This window comes from Streptomyces sp. NBC_00273, from assembly GCF_036178145.1.
GTDB lineage: Bacteria > Actinomycetota > Actinomycetes > Streptomycetales > Streptomycetaceae > Streptomyces.
In genome coordinates this window covers 2,374,976-2,386,838 of record NZ_CP108067.1, presented here as the reverse complement: position 1 = coordinate 2,386,838, position 11,863 = coordinate 2,374,976, and the positions used below count along the sequence as shown (strand labels likewise).

The 11,863-nt window shown below is 70.7% G+C and carries 12 protein-coding genes; 4 read left to right on the top strand and 8 right to left on the bottom strand.

Annotation, left to right across the window (positions count from 1 at the left end; genetic code table 11):
- Positions 1-168 precede the first annotated feature (168 nt).
- Both OG386_RS10125 and OG386_RS10120 read left to right on the top strand, forming a co-directional pair.
- Positions 169-960 carry a VOC family protein gene (locus tag OG386_RS10125; protein ID WP_328787832.1) on the top strand — a complete coding sequence of 264 codons (792 nt, stop codon included), beginning with the start codon at positions 169-171 and terminating at the stop codon, positions 958-960.
- A 60-nt stretch (positions 961-1,020) separates the two neighbouring features.
- Positions 1,021-1,272 carry a WhiB family transcriptional regulator gene (locus tag OG386_RS10120; RefSeq protein WP_328787831.1) on the top strand — a complete coding sequence of 84 codons (252 nt, stop codon included), beginning with the start codon at positions 1,021-1,023 and terminating at the stop codon, positions 1,270-1,272.
- On the opposite strand, the gene OG386_RS10115 is transcribed toward OG386_RS10120, so the two are convergent.
- The 8 genes from OG386_RS10115 to OG386_RS10080 form a co-directional block, all read right to left on the bottom strand.
- A complete protein-coding gene (locus tag OG386_RS10115) occupies positions 1,273-1,854 on the bottom strand; it encodes a hypothetical protein (RefSeq protein ID WP_328787830.1) in 582 nt (193 codons plus the stop codon).
- A complete protein-coding gene (locus tag OG386_RS10110) occupies positions 1,851-2,471 on the bottom strand; it encodes a hypothetical protein (protein WP_328787828.1) in 621 nt (206 codons plus the stop codon). The genes OG386_RS10115 and OG386_RS10110 overlap by 4 nt, the downstream gene beginning before the upstream one ends.
- Positions 2,468-3,601: a hypothetical protein gene (locus OG386_RS10105; RefSeq protein ID WP_328787827.1), complete on the bottom strand. Its 1,134-nt coding sequence runs from the start codon at positions 3,599-3,601 to the stop codon at positions 2,468-2,470. The genes OG386_RS10110 and OG386_RS10105 overlap by 4 nt, the downstream gene beginning before the upstream one ends.
- The gene (locus tag OG386_RS10100; RefSeq protein WP_328787826.1) at positions 3,594-3,896 is read right to left on the bottom strand and encodes a hypothetical protein; all 303 of its coding nucleotides are present in this window, start codon (positions 3,894-3,896) and stop codon (positions 3,594-3,596) included. Before OG386_RS10100 ends, OG386_RS10105 begins: the two co-directional genes overlap by 8 nt.
- 72 nt (positions 3,897-3,968) lie before the next feature.
- Positions 3,969-4,940 (bottom strand): acyl-ACP desaturase, encoded by a 972-nt coding sequence (locus tag OG386_RS10095; RefSeq protein ID WP_266606448.1) that lies wholly within the window; start codon positions 4,938-4,940, stop codon positions 3,969-3,971.
- A 410-nt stretch (positions 4,941-5,350) separates the two neighbouring features.
- Entirely contained in the window at positions 5,351-6,994 is a 1,644-nt protein-coding gene (locus OG386_RS10090; RefSeq protein ID WP_328787825.1) for an ABC-F family ATP-binding cassette domain-containing protein, read from the bottom strand.
- Positions 6,995-7,172: 178 nt separating this feature from the next.
- Complete coding sequence (locus OG386_RS10085) at positions 7,173-7,589, bottom strand: SsgA family sporulation/cell division regulator (protein ID WP_328787824.1); 417 nt, start codon at positions 7,587-7,589, stop codon at positions 7,173-7,175.
- A gap of 229 nt (positions 7,590-7,818) precedes the next feature.
- Positions 7,819-9,267, bottom strand: a complete 1,449-nt coding sequence (locus tag OG386_RS10080) for a purine-cytosine permease family protein (protein WP_328787823.1) — start codon at positions 9,265-9,267, stop codon at positions 7,819-7,821.
- 71 nt (positions 9,268-9,338) lie between these two features.
- Here OG386_RS10080 and OG386_RS10075 point away from each other — a divergent pair, with 71 nt between their 5' ends.
- Both OG386_RS10075 and OG386_RS10070 read left to right on the top strand, forming a co-directional pair.
- Positions 9,339-10,061, top strand: coding sequence for a TetR/AcrR family transcriptional regulator (locus tag OG386_RS10075; protein ID WP_328787821.1), 723 nt, complete (start codon positions 9,339-9,341; stop codon positions 10,059-10,061).
- 64 nt (positions 10,062-10,125) lie between these two features.
- Positions 10,126-11,757, top strand: a complete 1,632-nt coding sequence (locus OG386_RS10070; RefSeq protein WP_328787820.1) for an amidohydrolase — start codon at positions 10,126-10,128, stop codon at positions 11,755-11,757.
- Positions 11,758-11,863 lie beyond the last annotated feature (106 nt).

The window sequence follows — 11,863 nt, the reverse complement described above, 5'->3', positions numbered from 1 at the left end:
ACGGGCCCGGCAGCCGGACGGTACAGCGGGAAGACAGCCCAGCAGGGCGTCAGTCAGTGGCAGAGCCACGACCACCGGAACCCGCTACGAGTATCAATGTCAGTGGCGGGTGCGATGCTCGAGGAGGAAGGACGGGGCTCGAAGACGAGGTCGGAAGGAGCGCGGACCATGCTCACCACGGACTACAAGGACGGCTCCCCGAACTGGGTGGACCTCGGCGCGCTCGACATCGGAGGCGCCGCCGACTTCTACGGGGCACTGTTCGGCTGGGACTTCCAGGCAGGCAGTGAGGAGGTCGGTGGGTACGGGATGTTCCACCTCGGCGGCAAGACCGTCGCGGGCGGTATGAACGTTCCGGTGGAGCAGGGCCCTTGTGCTTGGCAGGTGTATTTCCAGAGCGTGGACGCTGACGCGACGGCCGCCGCCGTGACGAAGGCGGGCGGCACGGTGACCTTCGAGCCGATGAGCGTGCTGGACTTCGGCCGGATGGCGATATGCGCCGACCCGGCGGGCGTGGGCTTCGGGGTGTGGCAGCCGAGGATGAACACCGTCCTGGGCGCGGTGACGGACGTGGGCACCTTGTGCTGGACGGAGCTGTACACGGGCGACGTGGCAGGGGCTGCCGAGTTCTACCGCGCGGTCTTCGGCTGGGAGACCACCGCGATGTCCTACGAGGGCGGTACGTACACGATGGTCAAACCGGCCGGCACGACGGACGAGGCGGCCTTCGGCGGCCTGGTGCCGATCTCCACGGACCCGGTCGAGGACGCCGAACGGCCCTACTGGACGCCGTACTTCGAGGTGGCCGACTGCGACGCCGCGGCGGCGAAGGCGGAGGAAGCGGGCGGCAAGGTACGCCTCACCCCGGTGTCCATGGAGGGAGTCGGCCGGTCCGCCAAGCTGGCGGACCCCTTCGGGGCGCGGTTCGCGGTCATAGCCAGCACACCCGCACCCGGGTGATGAACATGTGTTGATCAGCCGTTGATCGGACGTCCATCGGCAGCGGTAAGTATCTCCGGCATGTCGATTAACACCACTGCCGCAACCACTGACACCGCTTGGTACGACCTTGCCCTGTGCGCCCAGACGGGCCCCGGCTTCTTCTTCCCGGAGCCCGGTTCCTCGCTTCGCGACGCGAAGCGGCTGTGCGGGGCGTGCGAGGGACGGGCGGCGTGCTTGGAGTACGCCCTGGCCAATGACGAGCGCTTCGGAGTCTGGGGCGGCCTCTCGGAAGCCGAGCGCCTGGCCCTGCGCCCCCGCCGCCGTAGCTGATCAGGTGCGCGTTCCCTTCCCGCTCCCACGGACCAGCCCCACGCGCCGCGCGAGGTCGAACCCCTCGCCACCGCACTCCTCCCGGCGCGGAGTGTGGGGCACGACGCGGACGGGGTAGTGCCCCCCGACGGGAGATACGACGCCACCGAAGCGCGGGTCTCCGGCGAACCAGATCCGGTCCGGGTGGCCGTTCTCCGTGGTCTCGAGCGGGACGGGGAGCGGGATGATCCGGAACATGGCGGTGAAGTCCTCCCTGAACGGGATAGCGATGGTCGCGGGGCTTCCGGGTGGCCTACGCGGGTGTTGACACGGCCACTCACGCCACGGATACGACTTGAGCACGGCGGCGACGCGGCGTCGACGGAAGTAGGCGACGATCACCCAGGGGAACAAGGGGGCCGCGAGGATGGTCATGAGAGAGAACGCCAATCCCGCGTGGGGGACAAAGCCGATGCAGGCCAGGGCGATCAGCGGTGGACCCCCAAGGCTGAGCACCCAGCCCAGGCGGCGAGCGGCCAGCCGCTTGAATCCAGCCACCGTTGGGGGGTGGTCCCATGCTGCCTTGGTGAGAGCGACGCTCATAGCAGTACCTCCAGGATGCGTGAGGTCCCGATGGCCTCCGGCGCACTCGGGTCGGGGTCGGTGAACTGGAGGGTGTGCGCGACCGCTTCGAGGATGTCCGTATAGGCAGCGGCATGCTCGGTCCAGGCGCTGGTCAGATCGAGGATGAGTAAGTGCAGTCCATCGGGATGCACTGTCGCGACCTTGGCCTGAAACAGGTGATGCTCGATATCCGGCACGGAAATGATCCCGCCGACCAGGCAGCACGGAAGAGCCGACGGCAGGTCGATGAAACTGCGGACCGAGCTGGTCCACAGCGTTGATCGGGCGATGGCTAGGGCCGTACGTACCACGGCGAGTCGGGGGTTGGGCTGCCCAACTCGCCGGATCGTGAGGGAGAACAGTGAGGTGGTGACCCCGGCCGGCTCCTCGGGATGGAAGCCGAGCGCGGTGTGTACGACGCCGTGCCCCGCCAACGCCTCAAGGCCGCCCATGAGCTGGGACAGTTCCCCTCGGGCAGCGGGGCTGTCCAGAGCTTCCGCGAACGCGTCCAAGGACGCTGCGTCGCCGGGGCCGATGTCATGGAAGCCCGGGGGCAGGCGGAACCACACCGGTGGGAAGCTGTGCTGTTGTGTCATGGCCTGAGCACCGACCAGACGTGCCCCGACTTCCTGATGGCTGAAGGAGCATCGTCCAGGACCCACCGGGTGCCGTCTGCGGCCGTTGAGCTGTGTTCGATGGCTTCGCTGTCCGACCCGTAGTCCATCCCCGCAGTCAGCGCGCCCGTCCCCGCCACCGCCACGCCCACCCGGTCTCTGGCTTCCTGAGTCGATGACCGCATTGCCCATCCGGTAAGCGGGCTGTCCAGCTGCCGCAGGTCCTCAGAAGTGGTCCATGCCGACTGCCTGAACGCGGTGGCCCCGGGGGCGAGTCCTGCCACGGCGCTTCCCTCCGGAGCGGCGGCCATCGCTGCCCGGGCAGCCGCCGTGCCCGCCTTGGCGCCGGAGGCGACTGCGGCCACACCCGGGACTGCGCCGACCGTGTCTCCGAGGAGTGTCACGCTGCTCTTCCAGAAGTCCGCGTCGAACTGGCCCTTGGCGAATCCGTCGGTCAAGGATTTTCGGAACTTAGGGTCCGAGGTGTGCATCGCCAGAGCAGCCAAGGACAGGCCGCTCCCGACGAGCATGATCGCCAGCCCCGCAGGCGGGCAGGCCAGTGCTACCAAAGCGCCGACGAAACCGAGCATCGCCGACGCGTTCGACATCGCGTCCGCTGGATCGTCGACGATCTTGTTCCAGATCGAGGCCAGCAGGCCCGGTTCCTCCGGGGCCAGTCGGTCCGTCGCCGCGTTCAGGGTCTGCGCAACCCGGCGGGCGGCCGTGCCGTGTTCGGCGGCGAGTTCGCGGGCCAGGCGGCGGGCATCGGCGAGGGCCTCTTCCGTCTTCGCCGCCGCGGCCTGGGCCTCGTACCGGGTGGCCAGAGCGCGGTGGGAGACCAGGGTGTCGTGCCACCCCGTGAGCCGGCGGGCCGCCTCCGCGAGGGAGGTGTGGGCCGAGCCGAGGTAGCGGGGGAGGTCCCGTGAGAGGGAGGCGCGGAAGGCGGTGGCGGCCTCGCCCTGCCAGGCCGAGCTGTGGGAGACCAGGTCCTTCACCACCCGGGATGCCTCCCCGAGGGAGGTGGCCGAGGTGCTGAGCTTCTTGGCCAGGGCCAGGACCGTCGCGGGATTTCCGGGGGCCGGGTCGAAGCCCAGCGCCGCGTACTCAGCCATGCGCGGCCGCCGCCCGGAGGAAGGCCGCACGGACGGCCTGATCGAGCTCCGCGTACTCCGCGGCACTGCGGTCCACGCCCTCCCGCACGTCCTTGACGCGTTTGGTCAGCTCCTGCGTGCCGTAGGCCCAGCGTTCTTGGAAGCCGTCACACGCCGCGTCGAGGTCCGTCGTGCCCAGCTGGTCGGGTCGTACGTGGTTCAGTGCGCGCCGGGCCTCCCGCAGGGAGACCAGCGAGGAGTCCAGGGCGCGTGTCAGACGGGTCAGCTGGTCGATGTCCACCTGGAGCGAGGTCATGACGCGAAACCCTGGCAGAGCGGGGCCCTGCCAGGGCAATCGGCATCACTCGCCCGAGCGAGCGGAAATCGGTCAGCCCTTGCGGGCGGCGAGGCGAGCCGCGCGGGCGGCCAGCTTCTCGTCGAACTTGCGGGCCTCGGAGTCCAGGCCGTTCATGAACAGCCCGAGCTCCTCCTGGGCCTTCTGGCCCTCGGGGCCGAGGCCGTCGATGTCCATGATCTTGAGGAAGCGGATCACGGGGCTCAGTACGTCGTCGTGGTGGATCCGCAGGTTGTAGACCCCGCCGATGGCCATCTGCGCGGCCATGCGCTCGAAGCCGGGCATGCCGTGGCCGGGCATGCGGAAGTTGACGACGACGTCGCGCACGGCCTGCATGGTGAGGTCCGGGGCGAGCTCGAAGGCCGCGCCCAGCAGGTTGCGGTAGAAGACCATGTGCAGGTTCTCGTCCTGCGCGATGCGGGCCAGCATCCGGTCGCAGACCGGGTCACCGGACTGGTGGCCGGTGTTGCGGTGCGAGATGCGGGTCGCGAGCTCCTGGAAGGCCACGTACGCCACCGAGTGCAGCATCGAGTGGCGGTTGTCGGACTCGAACCCCTCCGACATGTGCTGCATGCGGAAGGCTTCCAGCTTGTCCGGGTCCACGGCGCGCGAGGCCAGCAGGTAGTCGCGCATCACGATGCCGTGGCGGCCCTCCTCGGCGGTCCAGCGGTGGACCCACGTGCCCCAGGCGCCGTTGCGGCCGAAGAGCGTCGCGATCTCGTGGTGGTAGCTGGGGAGGTTGTCCTCGGTCAGCAGGTTCACGACCAGCGCGATCTTGCCGATGTCGGTGACCTTGGACTGCTGCGGGTCCCAGGCTTCGCCGTCCTCGAAGAAGCCCGGGAAGTTCCGGCCCTCGCTCCACGGGACGTACTCGTGGGGCATCCAGTCCTTGGTGACCTTCAGGTGGCGGTTGAGCTCCTTCTCGACCACCTCTTCCAGCGCGAACAGCAGCTTGGCGTCCGTCCACGCCTCCGAGCTGCCGAGGTGGGGAGAGGTGATCGTCACGGGTACTCCTGGGTGCAAAGCGAATTACCTACGGTTCCGTAGCTTACGGAGTCGTAGGTTAAGCGTGACATCAAGGCCAGCCAACCCCCCGGCAGGTGTATGTCCGGTTACATCCAGTTATCTATGCAGTTTATGGACGGTCTGAGAGGGCTTCGAGGGGCCAAAATCACGCCAGTAGGTGGTTTGCCGCCCCCCGGTTTGACGAAAGAAATCGCTTCCGCTTTACCGGGGGCGCGACGAACGGGCCCTCGCCGATCACCCGTGGGCAGGCTGATGGGGGTCGAGCACGGGTGCGGGTGTGGGCGGGCCCGGCTGGCGGCGCACCAGCCAGCCAGCCAGCCAGCCAGGCCAGCCGCCCCCGGCTTTCAGTCGCCGCCTGCTAGCGGCCGGCCGCCGGCACCGGCGTGGTCTCAGTCACTCGACCACAGCCTTTCCCGGACCTCCTCGGCCGTCGTCGGCCGCAGCTCCCCGTCCAGTAGGAGCCATCGCGTGATGCCGATCGACTCGAGGAACGGCACGTCGTGGCTCGCCACCAGGAGTGCGCCCTCGTGCGACTCCAGCGCGTCGGTCAGCTGCCGCACGCTGGACAGGTCCAGGTTGTTCGTCGGCTCGTCGAGCATGAGCAGCTGCGGAGCGGGCTCCGCCAGCAGCAGTGCCGCCAGTGCCGCCCGGAAGCGTTCGCCGCCCGACAGCGTGCCGGCCGGACGGTCCGCCCGGGCGCCGCGGAACAGGAAGTGTGCGAGCCGGGCCCGGATCAGGTTGTTGGTGGCCTGCGGGGCGAACCGCGCCACGTTCTCCACGACCGAGCGGCTCTCGTCCAGGACGTCGAGGCGCTGCGGCAGGAACCGCGTCGTCACGTGCGCCACGACCGCCCCGGACACCGGCGGGAGCTGCCCCGCGATCGTGCGCAGCAGCGTGGTCTTGCCCGAGCCGTTGCAGCCCACCAGGGCGATCCGTTCCGGCCCCCGCAGTTCCCACTCGCCCGGCACGGCGGCTCCGTGGGCCAGGCGCAGATCGCTCAGGGTCAGGACCTGCCGCCCGGGCGGGACCTGGGTGGCGGGGAGCTGGATCCGGATCTCGTCGTCGTCGCGCACCGCCTCCACCGCCTGGTCCAGGCGTTCCTTCGCCTGGACCAGCTTCTCGGTGTGCATGATCCGGTGCTTGCCCGCCGACTCCTGGGCCGCGCGCTTGCGCGCACCCATCACGATCTTCGGCTCGCGCTTGTTGTCGTACATCTTCTGCCCGTACCGCTTGCGCCGCGCCAATTTGACCTGGGCGTCCGCCAGTTCGCGCTTCTGCCGCTGCACGTCGGCCTCCGCTACCCGGACCATCCGCTCGGCGGACTCCTGTTCGGCGGCGAGCATGTCCTGGTAGTCCGTGAAGTTGCCTCCGTACCAGCGGACTTCGCCGTCGCGCAGGTCGGCGATCTGGTCGACCCGCTCCAGCAGTTCCCGGTCGTGGCTGACCAGGAGCATCACTCCGGACCAGGACTCGACGGCCGCGTACAGGCGGCTTCGGGCCCGCAGGTCCAAGTTGTTGGTGGGTTCGTCCAGCAGTAGGACGTCGGGGCGGGCGAGCAGCAGGGCGGCCAGCCGCAGCAGTACGGACTCGCCGCCCGAGAGCTCGCCGACGGTGCGGTCCAGGCCGATCCGGGCGAGACCGAGCTGGTCGAGCGTGGCCAGGGCCCGCTCCTCCACGTCCCAGTCGTCGCCGACAGCGGTGAAGTTCGCCTCGGTGGCCTCACCCGCCTCGATGGCGTGGAGCGCGGCGCGGGCGGTGTGGATGCCGAGCGCCTCGTCCACGCGCAGCGTGGTGTCGAGGGTGACGTTCTGCGGGAGGTATCCGACCGAGCCGGCGACGGAGGACTGGCCCTCGGTCGGGGCCAGTTCGCCGGCGATCAGCTTCAGCAGGGTGGACTTCCCGCAGCCGTTGAGGCCGATCAGGCCGGTGCGGCCGGGGCCCACGGTGAGCTGGAACCCGTCGAAGACGGGGGTGCCGTCGGGCCAGTCGAAGGACAGTGCGGAGCAGGTGATGAACGTAGGGGCGTTACTCATGGAGGCCTCCAGGTTGCGTGAGTGGTGCGTGCAACGCGGGGAGACAGCCGACGGCTCAGCCGCAGGGCGTGGTGGTCGGTGTCTCGAACCTCAGACGAGCAATGTCCTGCTCCGTTTCGACGGCGATGGGGCGTCTTCGAAGCTACGGGCGGTCGTAGCCGCCCGCAAACCAATTAACTCAGCAGGTGTCGCGCATCAGCTCGGCCAGGTTGTGGTCCATGTCCAGGTAGAGGTGTTCGAGGCCGGGCGGCACCAACTCCGCCGCCCGCTCCAGGAAGCGGTGGAGCTCGGCCGTCAGCATCAGCACGATCGCGACGCCCTCCGTCGCGTGGAACTCGATGGTGGTCCGGTCGCCGTCGTACGGGCGTACGCGTACGTCGCCATAGCCCGACGGGCGGTCCAGCCCGGACTCCAGCAGCTCGCGCGAGAAGGTCCACGACACCTCGACGCCCTCCAGCGTGGCCGGGGCGGGGAACGCCATGCGCACGGCGAACGGATCCGCACGGTCGTAGCAGAGGGTGACGGGCACGGTCTCGACCTTCGGCGCGGTGGCGACCAGACGGGCCTGTGCGGCCTGCTCGATGACAGTGATCAAGGCTCACTCCCTTGCGGCGGATCTGCTGCCGGACTGTTGGGGTGGAGCCCGGCAACCCGATAGACGCCGGAATCGGCAAATCCGTGCATGGGCCGTTGCGTGAGCTGTGTCACCGATTGGCTTGAACCAATCCGTGTGATCGCACAGAGTGACCGGACGGTAGGTGTGTCCGAAGGCGGCCCCGATCCGCGGTGGGTCCGGGGCGCCTCGGAGAAGGGCTGGTTACCGATCACTCCACCGGCGTAAGGGTCCGCATCAAGGCCGCGTAGAGGGCGGCGGAGACGACCATGCCGACGGGCAGCGAGAGGTCGATGCCGCCGAGGGCGGAGGCGACCGGCCCGGTGTAGAGCGTGTTGACGCACAGGGCGGCCGCGCTCACCCCGGCCGCGAGCGCGAGGGCGCCCGCCGGGCTGACGCCGCCCACGTACCAGAAGGGGCTGCCGGGGGTCTCGTCCGCCAGCGCCCGGCCGTCGTAGCGGAACCCGCGCAGCAGGACGTCGGTGGCGTAGATCGCCATGACGGGGCCGATCAGCACGACGACCAGCTGGAGCGAGTTGCTGACGGTGTCCAGGAGGTTGGAGACGAGCAGGCCGTAGAGGGTCAGGGCGACGGCGACGGCCCCGTCGAACAGGACGCTGACGGAGCGCCGGATGCGGATGCCGACGGCTTGCAGGGCGAGCCCGGCGCTGTAGGCGGTCAGGGCGTTGACGGAGATCGTCCCGAGGATCAGCGCGAGCAGGAAGACCGGGTAGAACCACCCGGGCAGGAGCTTCTGCAGTGCGGCCTGGGGGTCGCCCATGTCGACCGCGGTCGCGGCGAGCGCGCCCAAGGAGCAGACGGCCACGCTGGGCAGGAAGGCTCCGAGGGCGGTCCAGCCGATGATCGCCTTCCGCGAGGACGTGCCGGGCAGGTAGCGGGAGAAGTCGGCGCTGGTGGTGTACGAGAGCGGGCCCGAGGTGATGAGGGTGGTGCCGGCGAGGAGCGCCGCCCAGAGGCCGACGCCGGTCAGGGGCGGGGCGGGCCGGTAGGCGAAGTCCGTGTGGCGGACCACGCAGATGCCGACGACGGCGAAGGCGGCGGCCAGGGCCAGGGTCATCGGGAGGTAGAGCTTCATGATCATCGCGTGGCCGTAGACGCTGATGGCCAGGGTGAGCGCGGCGATGGTCACGATGACGGCGGCCTTGATCCCGGTGTTCGTCGTGATGCCGACGCGTTCCACGAGGGCGAAGGCGGCGGCCGCGGCGGCGGCCAGGTTGAGGGCGAAGTAGCAGACGGAGACCAGCCAGCCGCCGATCGCGTTCATCGCGCGGTTGCCGATGACCCCGTACATGGCCCGGGTGATCACCTCGCTGGGTGCTCCGGCGGCCGGGCCCGAGGTGGCGAGCAGGCCGGTGAGCAGCCAGAACAGGTTGCCGACCACGATCACGGCCACGGACTGCCACAGGCTCAGCCCCATGAGGACCAGTGCGCCGCCGATCACCAGGCTGAGGTAGTTGACGTTCGCCGCCGCCCAGACGGCGAAGAGGTCCCGGGGGCGGCCGTGGCGCTCGGAATCGGGGATGTGGTCGATGCCGTGGGCCTCGATGCGGGTGGCCCGTTCCGGGGTCGGCGCGGCCTGTCCGAGCGCTCCGGGGGCCGGGTGCGAACCGGGAGGCGGGTCGGGAATCGGGGACGCCATGAGGGACCTCCGGGTGCTGGGCGTGTCCGCCTCGCTTGCTTATTGGTCGCACACTCAATAGCATCCCCGGTATGTCGTCAAGCGTCCAGCGCAAGCGGATCCGCAAGTCCCCCGAGGCCCGGCGGGCCGAGATCGTCGACACGGCCGCGGCCGTCGCCCTGGCCGAAGGGCTGGAGTGCCTCACGTTGCGCCGCATCGCCGAAGAGCTCGCCGTACGGCCGGGTCTGATCAGCCACTACTTCCCCTCGGTGGAGGACCTGGTCGCCGAGGCGTTCGGGACGGCCGCCGGGGCCGAACTGGAGGTCCTGCTGCCGCCCGGAGCGGACGGGCTGCCCGGAGCGGACGGGCCGCCCCGAGCGGACGGGGGCGTGCCGACCCCGACCGGGCGGCTGGAGCGGTTCTTCGCCCGCACGTCGGGCGAGGCCTACGACGCCATCAGCCGGCTCTGGATCAACGCCCGCCACCTCAGCCGCTACCGGCCCCTCCTGCGCGACCGGGTCGCCGAGCAGGAGGCCGCCTGGCGCGGCCGCCTGGAAGAGGTGATCCGCGAGGGCGTCGAGCGCGGCGAGTTCCGTACGGAGGACCCGTACGTGACGGCCATCCAGATCCTCGTCGTCCTCGACGGCCTCGGCGTCCACGCCAACACCGAGGACCGCGACCGCCCCGAGGCGGTGACCCGGATGGCGGTCACCACCGCGGAACGCGAACTCGGCCTGCCCCGCGGCGCCCTCACCGGCGCCCTCACCGGCGCCCCCACCGGTGACGCCGCCGGCGAAGCAGCCGGTGACGCCTGACCCTTCGCGCCCGACCCTTCCCCCCCCGCCCGACGTTCCCCGCCCCTCCCCCGCTGGAGGCTCCGTGCGCACCCCTCTCGTCCTGCTCAACGCCCGCCTGCTCGACCCGGCCACGGGCGGGTTCCTGCCGGACACCGCCCTGGCGGCTTCCGGCGGAAGGATCACCGCGCTCGGCGACGACCGCCACGTCCGTGCGCTCGCCGACGCCTCGACCACGGTGGTCGACCTCAAGGGAGCCGTCGTGACCCCCGGCCTGGTCGACGGCCACATCCACCCCGTCTCGGGCGCCGAACTGACCCACGGACTGGACCTGTCGGGCTGCACCGACCTGGAACAGGTGCGCACGGCACTCGCCGCCGGCGTACGCGGCCTCGCGCCCGGCGCCTGGCTGAGCGGCTGGGGCCTGGACCCGAACGCCTTCGGGGACCGGCCCGTCGAGACCGCCCCCTTCGACTCCGTGCTCGACGGCGTGCCGGCCACCCTCCTGCTCTTCGACGCCCACTCCGTGCTGGCCAGCCGGCGCGCCCTCGAACTCGCGGGCGTCGACGGACCGCGGACCTTCGACCAGGCGTCCGCCGAAGTGGTCTGCGACGCGGCCGGCCGGCCCACCGGCCTGCTCCTGGAGGACGCCGCCTGCGAACTCGTCGAACGCGTCGCCCCGCAGCCCACCCGTGAGGAGCGCCGCGAGCGGCTGGCCGCGGCGCTGCGCAAGATGGCCGCAGCCGGGCTGACCGGCGGCCACGCCATGGACGCGAACGGGGACAGCCTCTCCTTCTACGCCGAACTCGACGGAGCCGGACGGCTGCCGCTGCGCCTGCGCGTCGCGCCCTGGTGCCAGCCCGGCACCGACGCCGACGCCGTGCGTGCGCTCATCGCCCAGCAGGGCGCCGGCGGCAGGCTCTGGCGCACCGAGGGCGTGAAGATCTTCATGGACGGCACGATCGACAACGGCACCGCCTGGCTGGAACACCCGGACCGCAACGGCGAGTCCACGCACGCCTTCTGGCCCGACCCCGAGGTCTACACGAGGATCGTGGGCGAGTTCCACCGGGCCGGAGTGCCCACCGCCACCCACGCGATCGGCGACGCCGCCGTACGGCACGTGCTCGACGCCGTCGAGAAGGCCCAGGCCTCCGGCGGGCCCGGGCCCCAGGTCCGTCACCGGGTCGAGCACATCGAGACCGTTCCCGACGACACCCTGCGCCGCTTCGCCGAGCTAGGCGTCATCGCCTCCGTACAGCCCACCCACTGCTGCGACTTCACCCGCGCCGACCACACCGACAACTGGTCCCGCCGGCTCGGCGAGGAGCGCGCCTCGCGTGCCTGGCGCTGCCGTGACCTGTGGGACTCCGGAGCCACCGTGGTGCTCGGATCGGACTGGCCGATCGCCCCGTACCCGCCGCTCGGCGTCATGGGCGGCGCCCGCCACCGCCGCCCCAGCCGCGACCTGACCCAGGCCCCCCACGGCCCCGAGCAGGCACTCACCGCCCTGCAGGCCCTCCAGGGCATGACCGTCAACGCCGCCCGTGCGGCGGGCGAGGAGCACCTGGCGGGCCGGATCGCCCTCGGCCACCGCGCCGACCTGACGGTCCTCGCCGACGACCCGCTCACCGTCGCCGCCACCGAACTGCCGGACCTGCCCGTGCTCCTCACCGTCGTCGACGGCGGAGTGACCCACCGCGCCGCGAGCCTGTGACCGGGGAACGAGGTCGTGGGTACGTGCTCCGGTACGTGTTCCGGTACGTGCGCTGGTAGGGGCCGGAAGGCGCTCTGGACGGCGCATCCGGGGTGCGTTAGCTTCC